General features: G+C 72.8%; 18 protein-coding genes. 8 read left to right on the top strand and 10 right to left on the bottom strand.

Translation table 11 applies throughout. From position 1 onward, the window contains the following. Positions 1 to 62: 62 nt before the first annotated feature. The 3 genes from ABEA10_RS15985 to solA (ABEA10_RS15975) are packed head-to-tail and all read left to right on the top strand — an operon-like array spanning position 63 to position 3,807. Positions 63 to 1,418, top strand: coding sequence for an MFS transporter (locus ABEA10_RS15985; protein ID WP_345464095.1), 1,356 nt, complete (start codon positions 63 to 65; stop codon positions 1,416 to 1,418). Between the two features lie 50 nt (positions 1,419 to 1,468). Further along, positions 1,469 to 2,656 carry an N-methyl-L-tryptophan oxidase gene (solA, locus tag ABEA10_RS15980; protein ID WP_345464092.1) on the top strand — a complete coding sequence of 396 codons (1,188 nt, stop codon included), beginning with the start codon at positions 1,469 to 1,471 and terminating at the stop codon, positions 2,654 to 2,656. 20 nt (positions 2,657 to 2,676) lie between these two features. After that, positions 2,677 to 3,807: an N-methyl-L-tryptophan oxidase gene (solA, locus tag ABEA10_RS15975; protein ID WP_345464089.1), complete on the top strand. Its 1,131-nt coding sequence runs from the start codon at positions 2,677 to 2,679 to the stop codon at positions 3,805 to 3,807. 17 nt (positions 3,808 to 3,824) lie between these two features. On the opposite strand, the gene ABEA10_RS15970 is transcribed toward solA (ABEA10_RS15975), so the two are convergent. Continuing rightward, on the bottom strand, positions 3,825 to 4,196 hold the full coding sequence (locus ABEA10_RS15970) for a DoxX family protein (protein ID WP_345464086.1): 372 nt from the start codon (positions 4,194 to 4,196) through the stop codon (positions 3,825 to 3,827). 6 nt (positions 4,197 to 4,202) lie between these two features. Between ABEA10_RS15970 and ABEA10_RS15965 the strand changes: the two genes are divergently transcribed. Then, positions 4,203 to 4,979 carry an AraC family transcriptional regulator gene (locus tag ABEA10_RS15965; protein ID WP_345465151.1) on the top strand — a complete coding sequence of 259 codons (777 nt, stop codon included), beginning with the start codon at positions 4,203 to 4,205 and terminating at the stop codon, positions 4,977 to 4,979. Here ABEA10_RS15965 and ABEA10_RS15960 read toward each other — a convergent pair. After that, on the bottom strand, positions 4,948 to 5,625 hold the full coding sequence (locus ABEA10_RS15960; RefSeq protein WP_345464083.1) for a TetR/AcrR family transcriptional regulator: 678 nt from the start codon (positions 5,623 to 5,625) through the stop codon (positions 4,948 to 4,950). The two genes, ABEA10_RS15965 and ABEA10_RS15960, sit on opposite strands and share 32 nt — an antisense overlap. Between ABEA10_RS15960 and ABEA10_RS15955 the strand changes: the two genes are divergently transcribed. Further along, positions 5,612 to 6,514, top strand: a complete 903-nt coding sequence (locus ABEA10_RS15955) for an alpha/beta fold hydrolase (RefSeq protein ID WP_345464080.1) — start codon at positions 5,612 to 5,614, stop codon at positions 6,512 to 6,514. The two genes, ABEA10_RS15960 and ABEA10_RS15955, sit on opposite strands and share 14 nt — an antisense overlap. A 112-nt stretch (positions 6,515 to 6,626) precedes the next feature. Here ABEA10_RS15955 and ABEA10_RS15950 read toward each other — a convergent pair whose 3' ends face one another. The 3 genes from ABEA10_RS15950 to ABEA10_RS15940 all read right to left on the bottom strand — a co-directional run bounded on the left by ABEA10_RS15950 (position 6,627) and on the right by ABEA10_RS15940 (position 9,315). Beyond that, positions 6,627 to 7,211 (bottom strand): hypothetical protein, encoded by a 585-nt coding sequence (locus ABEA10_RS15950; protein WP_345464077.1) that lies wholly within the window; start codon positions 7,209 to 7,211, stop codon positions 6,627 to 6,629. Between the two features lie 191 nt (positions 7,212 to 7,402). After that, positions 7,403 to 8,119, bottom strand: coding sequence for an HD domain-containing protein (locus ABEA10_RS15945; protein WP_345464074.1), 717 nt, complete (start codon positions 8,117 to 8,119; stop codon positions 7,403 to 7,405). A gap of 179 nt (positions 8,120 to 8,298) precedes the next feature. Then, a complete protein-coding gene (locus tag ABEA10_RS15940; RefSeq protein WP_345464071.1) occupies positions 8,299 to 9,315 on the bottom strand; it encodes an alpha/beta hydrolase in 1,017 nt (338 codons plus the stop codon). 541 nt (positions 9,316 to 9,856) lie between these two features. Between ABEA10_RS15940 and ABEA10_RS15935 the strand changes: the two genes are divergently transcribed. Together ABEA10_RS15935 and ABEA10_RS15930 are read left to right on the top strand one after the other, a co-directional pair. Further along, a complete protein-coding gene (locus tag ABEA10_RS15935; RefSeq protein ID WP_345464068.1) occupies positions 9,857 to 10,333 on the top strand; it encodes a DUF4232 domain-containing protein in 477 nt (158 codons plus the stop codon). A 306-nt stretch (positions 10,334 to 10,639) separates the two neighbouring features. Then, positions 10,640 to 12,169: an MDR family MFS transporter gene (locus tag ABEA10_RS15930; RefSeq protein WP_345464065.1), complete on the top strand. Its 1,530-nt coding sequence runs from the start codon at positions 10,640 to 10,642 to the stop codon at positions 12,167 to 12,169. 195 nt (positions 12,170 to 12,364) lie between these two features. Here the strand turns inward: ABEA10_RS15930 and ABEA10_RS15925 are convergent, their stop codons facing one another. Continuing rightward, a complete protein-coding gene (locus tag ABEA10_RS15925) occupies positions 12,365 to 13,261 on the bottom strand; it encodes a LysR family transcriptional regulator (protein WP_345465149.1) in 897 nt (298 codons plus the stop codon). 90 nt (positions 13,262 to 13,351) lie between these two features. Between ABEA10_RS15925 and ABEA10_RS15920 the strand changes: the two genes are divergently transcribed. After that, positions 13,352 to 13,912 carry a NuoB/complex I 20 kDa subunit family protein gene (locus ABEA10_RS15920; RefSeq protein ID WP_345464062.1) on the top strand — a complete coding sequence of 187 codons (561 nt, stop codon included), beginning with the start codon at positions 13,352 to 13,354 and terminating at the stop codon, positions 13,910 to 13,912. 140 nt (positions 13,913 to 14,052) lie between these two features. Here ABEA10_RS15920 and ABEA10_RS15915 read toward each other — a convergent pair whose 3' ends face one another. From ABEA10_RS15915 to ABEA10_RS15900, 4 genes are all read right to left on the bottom strand, one after another. Further along, positions 14,053 to 14,724: an ABC transporter ATP-binding protein gene (locus tag ABEA10_RS15915; protein ID WP_345464059.1), complete on the bottom strand. Its 672-nt coding sequence runs from the start codon at positions 14,722 to 14,724 to the stop codon at positions 14,053 to 14,055. Continuing rightward, positions 14,711 to 15,658 carry an ABC transporter ATP-binding protein gene (locus ABEA10_RS15910; protein WP_345464056.1) on the bottom strand — a complete coding sequence of 316 codons (948 nt, stop codon included), beginning with the start codon at positions 15,656 to 15,658 and terminating at the stop codon, positions 14,711 to 14,713. The genes ABEA10_RS15915 and ABEA10_RS15910 overlap by 14 nt, the downstream gene beginning before the upstream one ends. Further along, the gene (locus ABEA10_RS15905) at positions 15,655 to 18,315 is read right to left on the bottom strand and encodes an FtsX-like permease family protein (protein ID WP_345464053.1); all 2,661 of its coding nucleotides are present in this window, start codon (positions 18,313 to 18,315) and stop codon (positions 15,655 to 15,657) included. The genes ABEA10_RS15910 and ABEA10_RS15905 overlap by 4 nt, the downstream gene beginning before the upstream one ends. A 130-nt stretch (positions 18,316 to 18,445) precedes the next feature. Further along, positions 18,446 to 21,718, bottom strand: coding sequence for an FtsX-like permease family protein (locus ABEA10_RS15900; protein WP_345464050.1), 3,273 nt, complete (start codon positions 21,716 to 21,718; stop codon positions 18,446 to 18,448). Positions 21,719 to 21,791: the final 73 nt, after the last annotated feature.

Raw genomic sequence — 21,791 nt, 5'->3', positions numbered from 1 at the left:
CGCGGACGCACCCTATGACGTGCGCCTTCGCCGCTCGGATCACCTGGAGGAGGCCTGCCCCCATGGCCGTGAACCGGATCCCTCTCGACGACGTTCCCATGTGCCGATTCCACCTGCGCGTCACCGCGGTCACGACGGGCGGGATGTTCATCGACGGCTACATCCTCGGCATGATCGGCATCGCCCTGGCGGTCTGGGGACCGCAGGTCGGCATGAGCGCGCTGTGGGAGGGCCTGATCGGTGCCTCCGCGCTCGCCGGGATCTTCCTCGGCGCCCTGGTGTTCGGCGTGATCACTGACCGGGTCGGGCGCCAGACCATGTACACCGCCGACCTCATGGTGTTCGTCGTCTGCTCGGCGCTGCAGTTCTTCGTCGCCGCGCCGTGGCAGCTGGCCGTCGTACGCCTGCTGATGGGCGTCGCCATCGGCGCCGACTACGCGATCGGCTCCGCGCTGCTCGCGGAGTTTCTGCCCCGCAGGCAGCGCGGGCCGCTGCTCGCCTCCCTCAACGCCGTGTGGACGGTCGGGTACGTCGTCGCGTTCGTCGTCGGCTATCTGATGCGGGGGCTCGGCGACGATTCCTGGCGCTGGATGCTGGTCAGCAGTGTGGTACCCGCGGTCATCGTGCTGAGCCTGCGTCTGGGCACGCCGGAGTCGCCGCGCTGGCTGGCCGCGCACGGCCGTGAGGAGGAGGCGCAGCAAGTCCTGCGCGACACCTTCGGCCCCGATGTCGTGCTGGGGGAGGCGCCCACGCGCCCCCCGAAGACGCCGATCGCCGAGCTGTTCCACCCTCGCTGGCGGCGGCGGACCGCGTTCGCGTCGCTCTTCTGGTTCTGCCAGGTCCTGCCGTACTTCGCACTGTTCACCTTCGCGCCGGACGTGCTGAAGGCACTGGGGCTGTCCGATGAGTTCACCGGTGGCCTGACCCTGAATCTCTTCCTGCTCGCAGGCGGCGTCGTCGGCGTGGCCGTCATGAACCGGCTGCCCCGGCGCGGCTTCGTCATCTGGTCGTTCGTCGTGCTCGCCCTGTCCCTGGGAGTGCTCGGCGTGGTTCCGGCGCCCTCGACCGCGCTCGTGATCGCGTGCTTCGCCGTGTTCGCCTTCGTGGTCTCCGGCGCCGGCAACCTGGAGACCGTCTACCCGTCCGAGCTGTTCCCGACGGAGCTGCGCGCGACCGGCATCGGCTTCGCCGCGGCGATGAGCCGGGTCGGCGCGGCGGTGGGCACGTTCCTGCTGCCGATGAGCATCGACCACCTCGGGACGCAGGCGACCATGCTCATCGGTACGGGCGTGGTCCTGGCCGGCGTCGTCGCCTCCGTCGCCTGGGCTCCGGAGACCCGGCACCTGAACCTCGCCGAATCCTGCGGCGGCGAACCGGCCGCGCCGGGGTTCCCGGTCCCCGCGACCGGCGACGCCTGAGCGCCGGGACCGCCGTGACCCGCCGCGCGGACAACGGGAAGGGATCGACCATGGACGCCGACGTCGCGGTCGTCGGAGTCGGCACGATGGGCAGCATGACGTGCTGGCAGCTGGCCCGCCGTGGTGCCTCCGTCATCGGGTTCGAGCAGTTCGCGCCCGGCCATGACCGGTCGGGCGCGGGCGGCGAGACGCGCATCTTCCGCACCGCCTACCACGAGGGCGCCGAGTACGTCCCGCTCCTGCTCACCGCCCAGGACCAGTGGCGGGAACTGGAGGCCGAGACCGGCCGGAGCGTGCTCACCCTGAACGGCGGTCTCATGATCGGCCCGCCGGACGGCGCGCTGGTCCGGTCCGTACTGGCCGGCGCCGCCGCCCACGACCTGCCGCACGAGCTCCTCGACGAGCACGAGGCGAGGCGGCGCTACCCGCAGCACCGCCTGGAGCCGGGCGAGGTGATGGTGCTGGACCCCCAGGCCGGATTCCTGCGGCCCGAACTCGCCGTCAGCCTCGCGGGGATGCGCGCCGAGGAACTGGGTGCGGTCATCGTCCGGCACCGCCCGGTCGTCGCGGTCGAGCCCGACGCCGACGGCGTCACCATCCGTACGGCGGAGCGGCGCTGGCGGGTCGGCCAGGTCGTGCTCGCCGCCGGAGCCTGGAGCAACCGCCTGCTGCCGCGGCACACCCCGCCGCTGACCGTGCAGCGGCTGGTCATGACGTGGTTCGTCGCCCGGCACCCGTCCTGGTTCGACGTCGAGCGTTTCCCCATCTTCATCCGCGAGACCGGCGCCCACGACGTCTCCGGCTGGCCGAGCCTCGACGGCGCGTACGTGAAGGTCGCCGTCAACTACGGCTACGACCGGGTGGACGACCCCGACCGTCTCGAGCGCGGCGTCGATGACGGCCTGCTGGTGACCATCCGGACGGCCGTACGGGACCTGCTTCCCGACCTGGTCCCCGAGCCGGTCCGGATCGGCGCGTACATGGACGGCTACACCGACGACCGGCACGCCGTCGTGGGCCGGCCGGACGGGCTGCCGAACACGGTCGTGGCGACCGGATTCTCCGGCCACGGCTTCAAGATGGCGCCGGCGATCGGACGCGCCGCCGCCGATCTGGTCCTGCGGGGACGCACCGCCCTCCCCATCGGCCACCTCGATCCGGCACGGCCGGCCGCCGCCTCGCCGGCCCGGCTCCGGACGGTCGCCGCCGACCTGGCGGCGACGGCACGTACGTCGTGAAGAGAGCAGGAGGCATCAAATTGGACGCCGACGTCGCGGTCATCGGTACGGGCACCATGGGATCCATGGCGCTGTGGCGGCTGGCCCGGGCCGGAGTCGACGCCATCGGATTCGAGCAGTTCGGCGTGGGACACGACCGGTCCGCGGCGGGCGGGGAGTCGCGCATCTTCCGCACCGCCTACAAGGAGGGGCCGGAGTACGTCCCGACGCTGCTGCGCGCGTACGAACTCTGGCGGGAGCTGGAGGCGGAGTCGGGCCGCGACCTGCTGACCCTCACCGGCGGGCTGATGATCGGAGATCTCGAGGAGGGCGGCATGCGCAACGTGCTCGCCTCCATCGAGCGGTTCGGGCTCTCCCACGAGATTCTCGACGGTACGCAGATGGCCGGCCGCTACCCGCAGCACACGCTCTTTCCCGGTGAGGCCGCCGTCCTCGACCGGCTGGCGGGGGTGCTGCGCCCCGAGTTCGCCGTCATCTCCGCGACCCTGCGCGCACGGCGGCTCGGCGCACGCGTGATCAGCGGCACGCCGGTGGTGGCGGTCGAGCCATCCTCGGACGGAGTGACCGTACGGGCCGGCGGCCGCGACTACCGATTCGCCCAGGCCGTGATCACCGCCGGCCCGTGGACCGCCCGGTTCGCGCCGGAACTGGCCCGCCGCGTGAGTCCGCGAAAGATCGTGATGACGTGGTACATGGCCGATGACCCGGCCGCCTACGTGCCCGCCGCCTTCCCCATCTTCATCCGCGAGCATCGCGGTGTCGGCATGTTCGGAATCCCCAGCCTCGACGGCGGATCCGTCAAGGTGGCGCTGTCCGACACGTACGGCGACGTCGGTGACGCCGACGACCTCGACCACAACGTGGCGCCCGGGGATCTCGCCACGGTCAACGAGGCGGTGGCGGCCTGCCTCCCGGGCCTCGTGCCGCAGCCGATCCGGGTCTCCGCGCACATGGACGCCTACACCACCGACAAGCACGCCCTCGTCGGCGCGCTTCCCGGCGCCCGGAACACCTGGCTGCTCGGCGGCTTCTCCGGCCACGGCTTCAAGATGGCGCCGGCCTTCGGCCAGATCGCGGCCGACCTCGTCCAGCACGGCGAGACCACGCTTCCCATCGATCATCTGGATCCCGGCCGGTTCCTCACGGTCTGACGTCCCGGGTCGTCCCATCAGGCGGCGGTCAGCGCGACCGCGAGCGCCCAGCCGATGTACGCGAGGTTGACGGCCAGCCGTAGCGCCACGCCGACGGGCCGGTCCAGCAGCCGCGGCCGATCGCCGGATGCCCGCACCAGGGCGTCCAGATGGCAGACCAGGTAGACCGTGATCAGGGCGGCGGCGGCCCAGCCGCCGGCCTCCCGGCCCCGCGGGGCCAGGAGTACGGCTCCGATGACGATCTCCGCCACGCCGCCGACGGCCACCAGCAGCCCGGCCCGGCCCAGCCAGGAGGGCACCAGAGAGCGGAAGTAACCGGGGACGAGGAAGTGCCCGATCCCCACACTGATCAGGAAGATCGCCAATGCGATGGCCGCGATAGCGTGCATGCCGTGATGGTCGTCCCAACGCGCGCGTGGGCGCTTGAACGAAACGATCGCCGAGTCGACTTCGCCGCCGGCCCCGCCGCGACGATGTTCGCCGAGTCCGGCCCGGCCGGCGTCGCCCTCCACCGGCACCCGGCGTGGAAGGTCGTCCTGCCCCTCGGCGGTCATGTGGAGGTCGCACACGGCGCAGGTCGCACCGTCGCGGCCGCCGGGCTGGTCGTGCCTCCGCAACTGGCCCACACCTGCGCTGTGTCGTCCGGCTACGCGGCCGTCTTCCTCGACCCCTGGGTGCTGCTCCCCGGCCCGGGCCTGACGCGGCTCGACGAGTCCGCCACACGACGCGTCCTCGCCGCCCTCCACCACCCCGGCGATCACGGCCCCGGCGCGGAAGGCGACCTGGCCGCGGCGCGCTCCGAACTTCTCAACCTCATCGGAGCGGGCCGGCCCCTCGACCCCCGGGTCGCTCACGCGGTGCGAGAGAGCACACGGGCCGGATCCGGCGCCGCGATCGCCTCCATCGCCGCCGACGTCGGGCTCTCCCCGCCTCGGTTGCGCGCGCTCGTCCATGCTTCGATCGGCATCCCGCTCACGCGGCTACGGCAGTGGGCCCGGCTGCGGGCGGCCGTGGCGGACCTGCCGGGGGAGTCGGTGGCCACGGCCGCGGCCACCGCGGGCTTCGCCGACCAGGCCCACCTGACACGCACCGCCCGTACTCTCGTCGGGCGCACACCGGCGTCGATCGCCCGCTCGGGCCTCAGGACAGGCGTTTCAGCTGGTGATCGATGATGGCGATCGCCTGCTCGGGAGTGTGGTGACCGAGAAGGAGATCTGAGGCCAGCCCGCCCACCAGCGCGAGCAGAACGCTCGCCTCCAGTCCGGGGTCCAGGTCGCCCCGCAGTTCGCCGGCGTCCGCGGCGGACCGAAGCCACTCTGCCATCGTCGCGACGATGTCGGACCGGCCGCTTCGGTACCGCTCGGCGAGTTCGGCCTCGCCCAGCGCCCGGATGAGCACCGCGGCACCGGCCCGCGCGTCCTCCCGGCCGTCTCGATCGAGCGGCAACAGCGCGACCAGAACGGCGCGAAGCGATCGCAGCGGGGCATGAGGAGGGCCGGCGGCCGGGAGGCCTCGCCGGATGCGCTGTTCGAGGTGTTCTCGCAGCCGGCCTGCCGCGAACACCAGCATCTGATCCTTGCTCGCGAAATAGTGCTGAACCCGGCCGATGGACACACCCGCTTCGGCCGCGACCTCTCGCATGCTGACCGCTTCGAGGCCGCGGCCTGCCGCGATGCGCAGGACCGCCTCGGCGATCTGCCTGCGACGCTCATCATGGTCGACCCGCCTCGGCACGTTCCCTCTTCCCCGCCCGCTATGCTCGCGACAGAAGGTTACAATACGATCATATTGCGAAAGGGGCCGGATGTCCTCCGCCAAGATCGGCCACTTCACGACGCCGGCGGGCCACGCGCAGTTCGAACGCGCCTACGAGCAGGGCATGCGAGCGCTTCCGGAGCCCGCGGACCGGCACGACGTCCCCACCGCGTTCGGCCGGGTACGCGTCTACCGCTTCGGCGACGCCGGCGGGGTTCCCCTCGTGCTACTGCACGGGAGGAACGGGACGAGCGTCATGTGGCGCCCCAACATCGCCGCGCTGGCCGAACGCCGCCGTGTGTTCTCGGTGGACCTGCTCGGCGAACCGGGCGGCAGCGTGCAGACGGCCCCGGTCCGAGACGCCGGCGACCAGGCGGCATGGCTCACCGAGACGCTGGAGGAACTCGGGGTCCAGGCCGCCCACCTGGTGGGCATGTCCATGGGAGGGTGGGCGGCCTGCAACTACGCGGTGCGGGCGCCGCGGCGGGTCGCCTCGCTCACCCTCCTGGACCCGGCCAGCACCTTCGCGCGCATCCCCCTCGGCGCGGTGCTCCGCACCATTCCCACACTCCTGCCGTTCACGGCGGACCGCGCACTGCCCCGGTTCCTCGCGTACGTCGACGGCCAGGGCAAGGTGGACGTGCACGACCCGGTGGCGCGCGTCATCGCCGCCGGCATGCGGCACTATCGCGTCGCGCTTCCCCTGCCGCAACCGTTCTCGGACGACCGGCTTCGCTCGATCCGCGTGCCCAGCCTGGTGGTCATCGCGGGCCGCAGCGTCATGCACGACCCCCGCCGCGCCTTCCGGCGAGCGCAGGACCTGATGCCCGGGGTGCGGGCCGAGCTGTGGCCGGAGGCGACCCACGCCGTCTCCGGCCAGTGCGCGGAAAAGGTCAACGCCCGCATCCTGAGCTTCGTCGATCATCTCGACCGGGACGTCCCCGCCCTCTGATCGGCCTCGGCGCTCACCTCTGACGGCCACGCTCGCAACGGTGATGCCCAGATCTCCTCGCCCGTTCCTTGAGCGTCGGCGGTCCGCGTAGAGCCCGGCGAGCCGAGACCGTTCATCGCCCGTGGTCGGCCGTGGGGACCCTGTCCTTCAGTGTGTAGCCGCCCCGGATCAGGGGGGCGTCGGCGGCCGGGGCCATACACCTGGTCAGCAGCGGTTCCCCTTCCGGCGTGCCCGCGGACAACCCGATGCGGCTGGGGCCCGCACCCCTGCCGGCGACGTAGAAGCTCACGCCCATGCGAATGTGCCGCTTCAGGTAGCCCGCCTGCTCCCACGGGCCACCGGGCGTGGTCCGAACCAGCCGTCCGGTCACGGTCGCGGTGGGGCCACCGGTGGTCAGGCAGTCGACTTCGAAGTCGCCCCAGTTGGCCGGGACACCCGGCTGGTCGAATCCGTGGTAAATGCGGAACGTCCCCCAGGACCGCGTGGGGATGCCGGGGCTCGCGCCGAATTCGCTGTGGGCGTCGACCGTGACCCAGATGTGGTTGCCGGGCGCCGGGAAGTACATCCGCGCTTTTCCCCTGATGCCGGACGTCGACTTGGCGGCGGGGGCGGTCGCGGTGCGTAGGCCCTGCGCGTCCCCTACCTCGTGGGTGGGTACGGCGTCCGCGACGGGGACGCCCGCCACGGTCGCCGTCACGGCGGCAACCGCGAGTGTGGCAACGGATCGGAGCGACGCCTTGATCATGTGGATCACCGTTCAGGAGATGCTGAATGAGTGATCGCCATGGTGGTCTGCCGCCGGGTTCCCTCACCTCCCTCTCCGGAGCGAAGACCGGCGCCGCCCATCGCCCGGAGGAGGGATCAGTTCCTTCCGTTGGTCGTGCAGCTTCAGCCTGCCCATCGGGAGGAGAGGGCGGCCACCTCCATCCGGGTCGGCCTCGGCGGGTTTCCGCGCTCGCGCAGCAGTTCGCCGCCGAGGGAATAACTTGGTCCGTTCGCCGGGTGCTTCGCCGCCTGAGTCGCGATGGCATCGACGATCGAGCTGATCATCGCCAGCCGCGGATAGGCGCCGTGGATGGCCTCGGCCTCCTCGTCGGTCACCGCCATCGGGTCGAGACCGGCGCTGAGAGCACCTCCGAAGTCGACTCCGATGCCCGCCCGTACGAGCAGGCAGAGCGGTCCGCGGCGTTCGGCGATCTGCGGTGTGGTGTGCAGCGCGATGGCCTCCCACACCGCGTCGACCTCGGCGGCGGGAAGCCCGTGCTCGGTGAGGAACTCCGCGGCGCGGTCGGCGCCGACGAGCTCGAACCGCTGGGTGTGCTCGCCCTCGGGCGCCAACCCCAGGTCGTGCATGACACAGGCCAGGAAGAGCAGACGGTCGTCGTACTCACGCCCGGAGACCATGCCGGTACTGCGGGCCATCAGCCGGGCGAACAGGTAGCTGCGGATGCTGTGGTTGGCGATGCAGTCGGATTCGACGGCGGTCACGAGGCCGAGCGCCGCACGTGCCGGCGGCGTGTCGGGCAGCGCTGTAACGCCGGCGGTCGCGTCGCTCGCCCGGCCGTCCGTCGAATTCTGCACGTGGTCCGGAACATCACAGGTCATACATCGAGGTTCGCCCCGCCCCGCCGAATCCGCGAGTGGCGGCATTGCCCATTTTCATCAGGATCCGGCCATGGGTGTTCCGGGGTCCACCGGTTGACGCGGCTCCGGAGCTCCGGCCGGTCCGGAGGGCTCCCACCGTTTCATCCGCAGGGCGGCCGTCGCGATCCGGCCGGGGCGGTTCAGGGACTGTGGTGCATGCGGTCGTGGATGGCTCGCGCGACCTCCAGCGCCGCCGCCCGGAAGCGGGCTGCGACGGCGAAGAAGGTGAGGTAGCCGTGGACGAGGTCGGTCTCGCGGTGCAGGGTCACCTCCGCGCCGGCCTGCCGCAGCTTTTCCGCGTATCGCTCGCCTTCGTCGCGCAGCGGGTCGAATCCGGCGGTCGTTATGTACGCCGGCGGGAGCGAGGCGTCCACCTCGCCCAGCAGCGGGGACAGCCGCGGGTCGGATCGGTCGGCGCCCGCGGCGTACTGGTCGGCGAACCAGGTGATGTCGTGGTCGGTGAGGATGAGTCCGTCGCCGAACAGGTCCCGCGAGGGACGGCGCCGCGTGAGGTCGGTGGCGGGATAGAACAGGAACTGATGTGACGGGCGCGGACCTTCCCCACGTGCGGTGACCTGGGCGAGCACGGCGGACAGGTGGGCACCGGCGCTGTCGCCTCCGACGGCGATGCGCGCCCGGTCGACGCCCAGTTCATCGGCGTGCCGGTGAGCGTGTTCGAACGCGGCCAGCGCGTCTTCGGAGGCGGCCGGGAACGGATGCTCGGGCGCCAGGCGGTAGTCGACGGACATGATCTTCACCTGTGCGTGGTGCGCGAGGAAGTGCACGAGGGGGTCGTAGGAGGTCCGGCTGCCGATGACCCATCCACCGCCGTGGAAGAACACCAGCAGGGGAGCGGCGGAGGCGGTGAGGTGCCGCGGCGTGTAGAGGGTCGCGTGGAGGTCGCCGTGAGTGCTGTCGATCGCCAGGTTCTCGCTGACGATGTCCTCATAGCGTGGCCCTTCCAGCGTGTATCGGCCGCTCTCCATGGCCGCGCGGGATTCGTCCGGTGACTCGTTGACGACGAGGGAGAAGCCGACGCGACGGCTCATCTCGACCAGCAGCTGTGCGTCGAGGCCCAGTGCCTGGCCGTCGATCTGGACGGTGGGTCCGGCCATACGCCGCTTGACGGGTTCGGGGAGCCGGAACATGAGCCGCATGGCGGGCTTCTGGATCCGCACGGAAAGTGGGGGGCGGCTGGGGTCGTTTCCGCGTCGGGACATCGAATCAACCTCGCGAGGACTCGTCGGCAGGGGCGGGCGCCTACCGTACGGTGCCCGGAAACCGTCGTCCATACCAGAGCGCCGTGGCGCCGGGCGAGGGCGCGCAACGGTGTCCAGGGGCCATTCGGAGTCGAATCCGGCCGAGTGGAAATCCGGTCAGGCACGGTGAACACCCGCTGCTCATTACTCCGATGCCGCGTCGGCTTCCGGGGTTCGTGTGACAACCGTCACGGCGGAAAACCCGGGTAATTATGTGAACCTCCGCGCCATTACCTGACATCGAACCAACCGATTCATTAAGCAACCGGGGAGGCTTTACTCATGCAGTTCAAGCGCCTGCGTACGACCGCTGCTCTGGCCTGTGGCGGCGGAATGGTCGCTCTTGCTCTGGCCGGCTGCAACGCCGACGGCAAGGCGTCGACGGCGGCTGGTTCGTCGGAGACGACGCCATCGCCCGCCAGTAGCACCCATGGCAAGAGTGCGAAGACGGCGTACACCGGTCAGGGCGACACGCCGAGCTGTATGGCATCCGAGCTCAGGGGGGGATCTGCAGCTCCAACCTCCCAACTCCGGCGAAGAGGAGGCGGAGCAGGCGATCGCCACGCTCACCCTCACCAACCGGTCCGGCGAGAGCTGCTCCCTGCCCGCCGGCTGGGCGCTGATCGGGAAGGGCGGGCAACACAACTACGCGGTGATTCCCTCGACGCGGCTGAGCTACCCCGGCGCCGGCCGGACCATCACGCTGCGGCCCGGGAGTTCGGCCTTCGCCGGAACCAAGTGGCACACCGAGAAGGGCTGCCCCGGCGGCGCCACCAGCGGCCTCGGCGTCGCCTGGCACAGCTCCTGGATTCCGCTCAGCTACCACGGCCTCGACGACGGTTACCAGCCACCGATCTGTGACAGCATCACCCTGGGCACACTCCAGCCCACCATGAACGGCGTCAATTTCACCTGACTCATTCCGAACGGAACCGGCGGAAGACTCGGGAGCGGGAACGGGGAGATCCCGCTCCCGGCGCAAAAGGAATTACGACCTGAGCGCCTCATGAGCCATTCGGCCGATGAATTCCGCTCGCCGCGACACCGGTGAGCGGCGGCCCGCGAACCCGACGTCCGCACGGTCTCCGGAGGCTTCGGCGTCCGCATCGTGTCATCGCGGAATGGTTCGGGCATCCGGCCGGTTGTCCACCCTCGGGGCCGGTCACGTTCTCGGGCGCCGGGACCGGCCCCCGACGCTGCCCCCAAGGAAGGTTCTCCGTACGTGACGACGACTTCGGCCGCACCCGTCAAGGGGGTCGGTTTCCGGTCGGAGCGCGGGCCCGTGCTCGCGGCTCTCATGCTCAGCACCGGCCTCGTAGCGCTGGACAGCACGATCATCGCTACCGCGGTGCCGTCCGTCGTCGGCGACCTCGGCGGGTTCTCCCAGTTCCCCTGGCTGTTCTCGATCTATCTGCTGACCCAGGCCGTCACCGTGCCGCTGTACGGGAAGTTCGCCGACGTCGTCGGGCGCAGGCCGGTGATGTTCTTCGGCATCGGGGTGTTCCTGCTCGGTTCGGTGCTGTGCGGGGCCGCGTGGAACATGCCGGCGCTGATCGCCTTCCGTGCCGTGCAGGGCGTCGGCGCGGGCGCCGTGCAGCCGATGAGCATGACGATGGTCGGCGACATGTACACGGTGGAGGAGCGGGCCCGCGTCCAGGGGTACCTGGCGAGCGTCTGGGGGATCGCCGCCGTGGTCGGGCCGACCCTCGGCGGCGTCTTCTCCCAGTACGTCTCATGGCGCTGGATCTTCTTCGTGAACCTGCCGCTGGGCGCGGTCGCCGCCTGGATGCTCGCCCGCCGGTTCAAGGAGAAGGTGGTGCGGCGCAGCCACACGATCGACTACGCGGGCGCGGTGCTGCTGACCGGCGGCTGTTCGCTGGTGATCCTCGGGCTGCTCGAGGGCGGCGTCTCGTGGGGCTGGGCGTCCGCGACGAGCTGTACGGTCTTCGCCGTCGGCGCGGTGATGCTCGCCGGGTTCGTCCTGGTCGAGCGCGGGGCGGCCGAGCCGATCCTGCCGCTCTGGGTCTTCGGTCGGCGGGTGCTCACCGGCGGCAACCTCTCGGCGGTCGTGGTCGGTGCCGTCATGATCGGGCTCAGCTCGTACGTGCCGACGTACGCCCAGGCCGTGCTCGGCACCGGAGCGCTGCTCGCCGGGTTCGTGCTGGCCGCGCTCTCGGTCGGCTGGCCGCTCACGGCGACCTTCTCCGGCCGCCTCTACCTGCGCATCGGCTTCCGCGACACCGGGCTCACGGGCAACGTGATCCTGGTCGCGGGCACCGCGCTGTGTCTCCTGCTCGGCACCCGCTCGCACGTGTGGGAGGTGGCGGCGGTCTGCTTCCTCGTCGGCATGGGGCTCGGCCTGATGGCCAGCCCGGTGCTCGTCGCCGCCCAGTCGGTCGTCGGCTGGGAGCGCCGCGGCGTCGTGACCGGCATCAACATGTTCAGCCGGTCGCTGGGCAGCGCCGTCGGCGCGGCGGTGTTCGGCGCGATCGCCAACGCCACTCTCGCGGACCGCTTCGCGCACCCGCCGTCCGCGCTGGCCGGGCGGCTGCCCAAGAGCGTCGACGCGTCGAGCCTGGCCCTCACCGGGCACGGCGGTACGGGCGCCCCTGACGTGAAGGCGTTCGTACGCGACGGTCTGTACGGCGCGGCGCACCACGTCTTCGTCGCGCTCGTCGTCGTGGCCGTGCTCGGCGTGGCGGCGCTGCTGCTCATGCCGAGGAAGATCGACCGGCCGGTCGGCGAGAGCTGAGGCGCCCGCCTCCCCGCATCGGGTGAATGCAGTTCGTCCGAGACGATGGCTGACACGGGGGAGGCGGACGAACTCATTTAACCGTCAACTACCTAGTGGTCGCGACAGAACAGGGCAAAAAATCTACGACGGTGTAAAACTGGCATGGAGCGGACCGGTCTGACCGTCACCGGCGAGCGGACGTGACGAACCGGCTCACCTCTCGGGCGCGGCGAACGCCTGCGCGGCGGCCTTGGCGAAGTCGTGGATCAGGTCGGTCTCGGTCCCGGTGAGCCACACGGGCGCGCACTCCAGAGGCGGCAGGCCCGACACGGGCACGGTGACGACGTGGGGATCGTCCGGGCGCAGCGAGGCCATGGTCAGGTGTACGACCTCACCTCCGGAGACCAGGATGATCGCCTCTTCGATGGACGCGGAGGCGCTGATGGGCATCCTGCGAAGCGGGCGTCCCGCCGGGGTCTGCGCCGGTATCCAGAGGTCGGCGAACCGCGCCGGGAAGTCGCTCGGGTAGAGGATGTCGTAGTCGGCCAGCAGCTCGGCGTCGACGACGGCGCGGCGGGCCAGCGGGTGGCCCGCCGCGACCAGCACCGCGCGCTCCTCGCGCAGCACTGCCGGCCCGACCTGGAACTCCGGGCCGTCACGGAGGGCGGGGTCGGAGGGCAGCCACGCGACGAACACGTCGACCGGCCAGTTCTCCCCCCAGCGAGCCGGGTCGGTGTTGGGATGCGTCGACCGCACCACGGCGCACTGCGGGCGCAGCCGCTCGAACGCCGCGACCAGTCGCGGCGCGACGGCTGCCGGAACGCTCGTCGCGACGCCGACCCGGAGAAACTCGTGGCTCGCGGACCGCCGGGCGCGGCGCAGCGCCTGGTCCATGCGTTCGTAGGCCGGCCGCATCTCCGCCAGCAGCTGCTCGCCCAGAGACGTCAGCCGCACCCGCCTGCTCGTGCGTTCGAACAGCGGCGCGCCGACCCGGCGTTCGAGCGCGCGCACCGACTGGCTGACCCGGGGAGTGCTGACGCGCAGGCGCTCGGCGGCGCGGCCGAAGTGCAGCTCCTCGGCCACCGCCAGAAACGCCTCGATCTCGCGCATCTCCACCTGGCCATTATGTCGCCCCGCTTAACGATCGTGACGAAATCCGGCATTGATCGCCGCAGGCCCGCCGGGAAGCCTCGAAGTGTTATGGGACTCGAAGAACACCTTCCTGCCGGCTTTCTCCTCACCACGGTCGAGACCGTGCTCGGCCACGCGCGCAAGTCGTCGATGTGGCCGATGACGTTCGGCCTCGCGTGCTGCGGAATGGAGCTGATGGCCGTCGGCGACCCTCGGCACGACTTCTCGCGTTTCGGCATGGAGCGCCCGTCGGGCAGTCCCCGGCAGGCCGACCTCATGGTCGTCGCGGGCCGCGTCAGCCAGAAGATGGGCCCGGTCCTGCGGCAGCTCTACGACCAGATGGCGGCGCCACGGTGGGTGATCGCCATGGGAGTGTGCGCGTCGTCGGGCGGCATGTTCAACAACTACGCGGTCGTCCAGGGTGTCGACCACATCGTTCCGGTCGACATCTACCTGCCCGGCTGCCCGCCGCGCCCGGAGATGCTGCTGGACGCGATCGTCAAGCTGCACGACAAGGTGGGCAACGAGAAACTCGGCGCCCATCGGCGCGCCGAGATCGTCGCGGAGGAGCGAGCACGGCTCACCGAGCTGCCGCTGGTCGACCTGCCGCTGACCGCCAAGCCCGGATGACCGTCGGCGACCACCACCGACCGGGCCGCGCGGCCGCCTGAGCGTCACCCGTAACGGACGATGGCAGCCGGTACGGGATCCGTGTGCCGCACCGCTCTCGGCAGCGGACGGACACGGCAGGGAACCGGGCGCCGCCGGGGTCAGGCGTCCGCGGGCAGAGTCCCGTCGCTGAGCTCGATCGACCGGTCCGCGTGGCGGACGAGGAGTGGATCGTGGGTGGCGACGATGGCGGTGACACCCTGGTCGCGGACGACCGCGCGGATCAGCTGCATGATCGACTGGGCCGTCTCCGAATCGAGCTGCCCGGTCGGTTCGTCGGCGATGAGCACCCGGGGGCGGTGGGCCAGCGCGCGGGCGATCGCGACCCGTTGCTGCTGACCGCCCGACAGCTCGTACGGGCGCTGGCGCGCGTGGTCGCTCAGGCCCACCATGGCCAGCAGCAGCCGCACCCGCTCCTCCCGCTCGCGGGCCGGTGTCCGGGTCAGGCGCAGGGCGACGCCGACGTTCTCGGCGGCCGACAGGACCGGGATCAGGCCGAACGACTGGAACACGAAGCCGACGGTCTCCCGGCGCATCCGCTGCAGGCCGGCCTCGCTCAGCGCCGTCACCTCGTGTTCGCCGACGACGACGCGGCCCGACTCAGGGGTGTCGAGGCCGCCGATGAGGTTCAGCAGCGTCGTCTTGCCCGAGCCCGACCGGCCTTTCACGGCCAGGAGCTCGCCCTCGGCGACGTGCAGGCTCACGTCGCGCAGCGCCCGTACCGGCGTGTGACCGGTCCGGTACGTCTTGTTCAGGCCCTCAACGGTGATCATCATTGCTCCGGTCCGGCCAGACGCCGATGTGGTCGGTCTCCAGCGCGAGGCGCACCCGGTCCTTCATCTCCAGGGCCGAGGTGAACTCCCGCGGCAGCTGCAGCCGCCCCGCCCGGTCGAGCACGGCGTACTCCTCGGCGATCACCTCTTCGCGGCCCGACGCGTCGCGTGTGGTCCGGCGCAGGATCTCGCTGCTCGTACGGCCGTCGCGGATGCCGACCGTACGGTCGACGCTGCCGGCCACCTCGGGGTCGTGCGTGACGATGACCGTGGTCACCCCCAGCTCGCGGTTGGCGCGGCGCAGCGCCCCGAAGACCTGCGCGCCGGTCGCGGTGTCGAGTTCGCCGGTCGGCTCGTCGGCCAGGACGACCTTGGGCCGGTTGGCGACCGCGACCGCGATGGCGGTGCGCTGCTGCTCGCCGCCGGACATCTCGGCCGGCCGGGCGGCGGCGCGGTCGCCGACGCTCATGAGGTCCAGCAGGGCCGCCGCGCGCTCCCGGCGCTCCCGGCGCCCGACGCCCGCGAACCGCATCGGCATCTCGACGTTCTCGGCGGCCGTCAGGTACGGCAGCAGGTTGCGCGCGGTCTGCTGCCAGACGAACCCGACGAGCTCGCGGCGGAACCGCAGCCGGTCGCGGCCGGACATGTCGAGCAGGTCCGCGCCGGCCACCCGGGCCACGCCGGCGGTCGGCACGTCCAGCCCGGCGAGGATGTTCAGCAGCGTGGACTTGCCCGACCCGGAGGCGCCGACGAGGGCGACCATCTCGCCCTCCTCGACGAGCAGGTCGAGGCCCTGCAACGCGATCACCTCGACGCCCTCGGTCTGGTAGATCCGTACGAGGTTGTCGCAGACGATGTGCGCCTTCTCGCCGTACTCCGGGCCGCGCCCGGCGGCCCGCCGCTCCAACTCGGTGAGATCGGGTGCGTCGGTCATGTTTCTCCGATCCGCAGGACGCCGCCGAGACCGCGGCGTGCGGCGGTCACGGCGTCGATGAACACGGCCAGCCCGGCGAAGACCAGCAGGCCGCCTGCCAGCCCGGCCGCCTGGGGCAGGTCGGGCACGTAGTGGGTGACCGGGGATCCGCCGGTGTACGGGCGCAGGTCGATGGCCGGTCCCAGCAGCCGCGGCAGTACGAGACCCAGTACCCATCCGGCCACCGACGCGGTGAGGAGGGTCGGCGCGATCTCCACGAACGCGAGCGAGCGCGCCTGGCGTCGGCTGAGTCCGAGTGTGCGCAGGTACGAGACCGCGCGCCCGCGTTCGGCGGCCCCGGCGAACAGGATCACCAGCACCGCGAGCGTCCCGTAGCCGGCGACGAGGACCCCGGTCAGGCCGAAGCCGCGGCCGACGAGGTGGCCGAGCTCGCCCTGCGTGAACGAGTCGTGGGTCATCCGGTACGTCGTGACGCTGCCGGCGCCCGCCTCGCCCAGTTCGGGCCGGCTGACGGCGCGGCGCAGCGCGGCGACGTCGAGGTGCTCGCCGCGGACGAAGATGGAGACCGACCCGACGTTGCCGCCGGTGGCGCGCGCGAGGGCGTCGGCGGGCACCAGCACGAACTCCCCGCCGGGCGAGCGGCCGGGGAACCGCGTGATCGTGCCGGCGATCCGCAGTGGTATCCGCCGCCCGTAGTCGGTCGACAGTGCGAGCCCGCCGCCGGTGGCCTTGCGGCGCGCGGCGGGGGAGAACAGCGCCGGCACCGGATCGCCCGGACGGGTCCGCGGCCAGTCGGGGATTCGCAGCCCGGTGCCGGCCATCATCCGCCGGTAGGCGCCGAGGTCGACGCCGACGGCCGTCAGCTCGTCGGCGATGTCGCCGTTGGACAGCAGGCGCGCGCCGTCGATGGTCTGCGCCGGTACGGCGGCGCGGACGCCGGGCGAGCGGCGAACCCGGTCGACCACCCGGGCGTCCATGGTCAGCGCGTCGGCGCGCGCGTCACCGCCCACCGCCTCGTACGTCGCGATGCGCTGGGTACGGGCCAGGCTCGTCTCGACCGTCGAGCCGAATCCGATGACGGCGACGGCGAGCAGCAGGACCACGAGCGGAAGCACGGCCGTGGCGTCCTGGCGGGAGGCCCGCGCGACGCCGACGAACGGCACGGCGGAGCGGCCTCGCGCGAGGAACCGGCCGGCCAGGCGCAGCGGAACCGGCAGGATCCGCAGCACGATCAGGCCCGCCGCGACGCCGAGGAGCGCGGGCACCGCCGACAGGAACGGGTCGACGCCCGAGCCCCACGTGTCGGTGGTGAGCCCGCGCCGCCGCAGGAGATAGGTGCCGGCGACCGCCAGCACGACGAGGAGCGCCTCCGCGACGAGCCTGCGGTGCGAGGGGCGGGCGCGGCGCCGGGCGCGGCGCCCGGCCACCACGGCCGGCAGCCCGATCGCGATCACGGCGGACACCGCGACGGCGGCGAGCGACACCGGCTGCGCGGGTCCGTCGGCCGACAGCGCGGACGCCAGCAGGCCCAGCGCCGCCGCGGGCAGCGTGACGAGAGCGGCCAGGCCGGCGGCCAGCCCGGCGAGCTGCGTACGCGACGCGCCGCGCGCCGCCTGGACGGCGAGGTCCGCGGCGATCCGGGCCGACAGCAGCCGGGCGGCCAGGCCCAGTACGCCGAGGGCCGCGGCGAACAGCCCGGCGAGGGAGAGCGACAGGAGCGTCTGCGTCGTGCGCAGCCGGTGGACGAAGTCATCCAGGATGTCGTCGAACCGGGTGTCGAGCGTGGGGCCCGCCGCGTCGACGCGTACCGTCGGCAGCGCCTCGGCGGCCCGCTGGACGTCCTCGGCCAGCGTCGGCGCGTCGCGTGCCGTGACGCGCGACGCCGCCGGGCTGTAGGTCCAGGTGAGATCGATGCGGAACGGCGTGCGCACGCACAGCGCACGGTAGCCGGAGGGGTCGACCAGCGCGGTCGCCAGGATGATGACCTGCCCGCCCGGGGTCTTCTTCAGCTCCGCGTCCTCGTACCGGTGGTGCGCGGGCCAGTAGCCGCTGCCGGGGTCGGCCGGGGTGAACAGGCCGGTCACGCGGACCTCGAGGGCCGGCTGGCTCGTGGTCGTCACGACGTCACCGGTCTTGACGCCGAGCCGCCGGGCGGCGCGTACGGGCAGGGCGGCCTCGAAGCGCGGACCGTGCGCCGCCGGTTCCGGCGCGCGGGGAGGGCGCCCGGACACGTAGCGGATGTGGCCGGGCGCGGTGCCGGAGAAGGCGAGCGACAGCTGGCGCGAACCCGCGCCGGTCAGTCCCATGAACGGGGTCGCGGCGTTCCGGTCGGTGGTGACGATGGTGCGCCGCAGCGTCGGCGGGAACATCCCCAGCCACCGCGCGCTCTGCGCCGCGAGTCCCTCGGCGGACGCGGACGAGAAGCCGGCGCGCATCCGTTCGTCCGTCGTCGCGACCGGGCTGAGCTGGGCCGTCGCGACCAGGTCGGTGCTGCCGAAGGGAGCGCCGGCGACGGTCTCGCGCGCCGCGCGGTCGTACCCGGCGACGAGCGTGCGCGGACCGGCGTCGGCCAGGAACGCGCTGACGAGCACGAGCAGCCCGAGGACGAGCAGCGACGCCCACTGGGCGCGCGCCGTCCGACGGAGCAGAAGGCTCATGAGTCCTCCTCCGTCGGAGGGGTGACCTTGCGCGCCGCGTCGCCGGTTCGTTCGCTTCGCTCTCTCACGGGCCCTCCTTGGTCGGAGGGGTGGTTTTGGGCGCCGAGCTGCCGGTTCTCCCGCACCGCTCTCATCGGTCCTCCCCGAGCCGCAGGGTCTGGCCGGGGCCGCCGCGGCGCAGCGAGCGGACGAGGAGGAGCAGCACCGCGGTGAGCAGGACGACGATGGCGGCGAGCATGGCCAGCACCACCGGCCATCGCAGGATGACCTGCGCGGGCGGGTACGGCGCGGTCGCGCTCACTGTCAGCACGACGTGCGGCACCACGAGGCGCGCGACGACGATGCCGAGCAGCAGCCCGCCCGCCAGGCCCATGCCGACGAGGAAGGCCTGTTCGACGGCGACCAGCCCGAGCACCTGCCGCCCGCGGACGCCGAGGGCGCGCAGGATGGCGAACTCTCCCGCCCGCTCCCGCGCGGACACGGCGGTGTTGACCGCGAACCCGATCGCGGCGAACACGAGCGCGGCACCGAACCCGAGGATGAGGGCGCCCTGCAGCGCGCCGCCCAGCGGCGCGTCGCGCAGCCGGTGCCGCAGCGCGGCCCGGTCGACCGTCGTCCCGGTCCAGGACGGATGCGCGCCGAGCACGCGCGCGGCGGCGGCCGGGTCGGCCCCGCGCGTGGCCAGCCACCATTCGGTCGGCGGCGGTACGGAGAGCCCATTTACCAGCGCCTCGTCGCCGAGGCCGGTCCAGTCGACCAGGACGGCCGGGGCTCCCGGCGTGGTGGAGGGGAGCGCCGCGACGATCCCGGCGACGGTGAGGGGCTGGTCGACGCCGTTCTCGGTCAGGTCCAGCCGGCCGCCGGTGGTGACGTGGGCGCGGGCGGCCAGGTCACGGGTCACGATCGCCGGGATCGGACCGGGCCGGGCGACGGTGTGCCCCGCGGCGGCGGGCCCGGCGCGCAGGACGACGCCGCCGGAGACCTGCGGCATCGGCGTCGTGGGGTCGGTCGTCGCGGGCAGGCGTGCCGTCACCAGCCCGCCGGAGCCGAAGCCGATCGCCGAGCCCACCCCGGCGCTGAGCGTGACCTGCCCGGACCAGTGAGCTCCCGAGGGCCGGCGCAGCGCGGGCCCGAAGCCGCCCGCCGTGCCGGGCCGCAGGGACGTGACGGCGAGCCGGGCGGCGGGCGTCGCCCGGGTGCGGACGTAGGTGAAGCGGAGACCGCGGACGGCCAGGGGATAGGAGAGCACGCCGTCGCGGCCGGCGAGCGCGGACAGGTCGATCACCTTGGTGTGGGTCGCGCCGTCCGCCGGGACGGCGCCCATCTCGATCTCGTACGTCGTGTGCAGCGCGTCGCTGACGACCAGGGACACCGACGCCGGGTCGGCGCTCCCGGACGGCCCGAAGCGCAGCCCGACCGAGAGCCGGCTCGGCCGGCCCGGGACGGGGACGCCGGTCAGCCCGGTGCCGGTGGCGGCGAGCCGCGCGGACATGGCCTGCCAGGTGACGCCCGGTGGAAGGCCCGCGCGGGTCCGCATCAGCCGGCCCAGCGCGCCGGCGTCGGCCGCGAGGAGCGTGACGTCGGTGCTGCCGGTGGAGGCGGTGTCCCGCAGGACGGGGCTGACCGCGGTCACCCCGGGCAGCCGCGCGTAGCGCCCGCCCTGACCGGGCGGGGCGGGTGAGCCCTGGTCGCTCGGCGCGTCGATCCGCAGGTCCGTGCCGGCCTGGAAGTCGGCCTGGTCGATCTGTGACTGCCGCCAGGTCACGCCGGTCACCACCGACAGGACACCCACGGCGACCGTCATCACCAGGAGCAGCGCCGGGCCGGCGGTGCGCAGCGGGCGGCGGCTCACCTGCCGGGTGCCGAGCGCCGGCGCCAGGCCCCGGCCGCGCGTCGTGGCCCGCTCACCGGCGCGGGATACGACCGGGACCAGCCGGAGGATCACCACGCCGCCGGCGAGCAGCGCGAGCGCCGGACCGGCGACGATGAGCGGGTCGATGCCCGCGCCCGCGGCGGCGGTCGCGGTCACCGGGCCGCCGTAGTGCGCGAGCTGCCAGACGGCGAGCGCGGCGAGGACGACCAGGGCGAGGTCGGCCCCGGCGCGCTGGAGCATCGCCCGGCGTTCGCCCCGGCCGCGCGCGGCCATCGTCGCGACGTAGGTCCGCCGGATCCCGCGCAGTGGCGGCAGGGTGATCGCGACCACGCACACCAGCGCGCCGGCGACGGCGATCGCCCAGGTCAGCAGGGTCGGTGCGAGGTCGACGCGCAGTCCGGGCGTGCCGAAGAGGGGCGTGGCCATGGCCGCTCGCACCAGGAGGGGCGCGAGGAACGGCGCGGCCACCGCCGCGGGCAGGCCGAGCAGGAGTCCCTCGCCGACGGCCAGCGCGGCGATCTGCCGCGTGGAGGCGCCCCGGGCCCGCATCAGGGTGATCTCCAGGCGGCGGTGCTCGGCGAGGAGCCGCGCCACGAGCATCAGCGTGTACACGGCCAGTACGACGAGTTGCAGCGCGGGGATGAGCAGTGTCGAGCGTGAGACGAGCAGCGCGCGGTCGACCTGCGTCAGCAGGTCCGCGACGGAGGACTTGACGGCGTAGCCCGAGCCGCCGGAGCCGGAGCCGAGCGTGGCGGGCAGCGCGCGGGCCCGCGCCGCGACGTCCGCGAGCCGCCCGGAGCGGATCTCCCGTACGGAGGGCAGCACCAGCCAGCGGGCCGTGACCGAGGTGGTGAACCGCGTCGTGAAGGTGGCCGGGGGCACGACCAGCGGCCCGAACGTGGTGTAGCCGAGCCGCTCGACGCCCGTCGTGACGAGCTTGTCGCCGCCCCAGAAGTAGTCGTCGGCCCGGCCGGGGGTGAACTGGCCGGTGATCCGCACCGTGACCGGCGGGCCCCCGACGCGGCTGTGGAGCGTGACCACCTGACCGGTGTGGAGCCGCATCGCGCGGGCGGCCTTCACCGGCACCGCCGCCTCCACGGTGTGCCCGGTCGTGGCGGTGGGCCACCGGCCGCCGGTCAGGTGGGCGTGGCCCTCGATGCCGGAGTAGGTGGCGAACGCCGTGAGCTGCGGGTGGGCGCTGTGCTCCTGCCCGGGGACGGCGTAGGAGTCGCCGCGCGCGCTGAGTGAGATCGCCACCGGGACGCGGCCGTAGACCTTCGCGACGGCCGCCGTGACCTTGCGTTGTTCGGCGGGGATGTCGCGCGCCGCGACGGACGTGGTGATGCGGGTGCCCGCCTCGTCCCAGGTCGCGCCCGCGAGCGTGGCCCGCAGCCCTTCGCCGGTGACGGACGCGGTGTATCCGCCGAGCGCCGCCAGCACCGTGACGGCGAAGAGGGCGGTCGCCGAGGCGGCGACGACAAGCAGGCGATGACCCAGCGCGCGGCGGACGACCAAGCCCCGTCTGTGCACCCCGTCGCCTCCAGCGCGCTCCCCGAACGGCTCATGCTCGCGCGCGGCGGTGAAGCCCGGCAAGACAGGTCAC

Origin of the sequence: Actinoallomurus oryzae, from assembly GCF_039541955.1 — a bacterium.
Classification (GTDB): Bacteria; Actinomycetota; Actinomycetes; order Streptosporangiales; family Streptosporangiaceae; genus Actinoallomurus; species Actinoallomurus oryzae.
Note: the sequence above shows the minus strand (reverse complement) of the source record. Positions and strands in the feature narration are given on the sequence as shown.

Coding starts and splice junctions, on each gene's coding strand:
- ABEA10_RS15985 (WP_345464095.1), top strand. CDS start 63: ATGGCCGTGAACCGGATCCCTCTCGACGACGTTCCCATGTGCCGATTC.
- solA (WP_345464092.1), top strand. CDS start 1,469: ATGGACGCCGACGTCGCGGTCGTCGGAGTCGGCACGATGGGCAGCATG.
- ABEA10_RS15970 (WP_345464086.1), bottom strand. CDS start 4,196: ATGCACGCTATCGCGGCCATCGCATTGGCGATCTTCCTGATCAGTGTG.
- ABEA10_RS15965 (WP_345465151.1), top strand. CDS start 4,203: ATGGTCGTCCCAACGCGCGCGTGGGCGCTTGAACGAAACGATCGCCGA.
- ABEA10_RS15955 (WP_345464080.1), top strand. CDS start 5,612: ATGTCCTCCGCCAAGATCGGCCACTTCACGACGCCGGCGGGCCACGCG.
- ABEA10_RS15945 (WP_345464074.1), bottom strand. CDS start 8,119: ATGACCTGTGATGTTCCGGACCACGTGCAGAATTCGACGGACGGCCGG.
- ABEA10_RS15940 (WP_345464071.1), bottom strand. CDS start 9,315: ATGCGGCTCATGTTCCGGCTCCCCGAACCCGTCAAGCGGCGTATGGCC.
- ABEA10_RS15925 (WP_345465149.1), bottom strand. CDS start 13,261: ATGCGCGAGATCGAGGCGTTTCTGGCGGTGGCCGAGGAGCTGCACTTC.
- ABEA10_RS15920 (WP_345464062.1), top strand. CDS start 13,352: ATGGGACTCGAAGAACACCTTCCTGCCGGCTTTCTCCTCACCACGGTC.
- ABEA10_RS15915 (WP_345464059.1), bottom strand. CDS start 14,724: ATGATCACCGTTGAGGGCCTGAACAAGACGTACCGGACCGGTCACACG.
- ABEA10_RS15910 (WP_345464056.1), bottom strand. CDS start 15,658: ATGACCGACGCACCCGATCTCACCGAGTTGGAGCGGCGGGCCGCCGGG.
- ABEA10_RS15905 (WP_345464053.1), bottom strand. CDS start 18,315: ATGAGCCTTCTGCTCCGTCGGACGGCGCGCGCCCAGTGGGCGTCGCTG.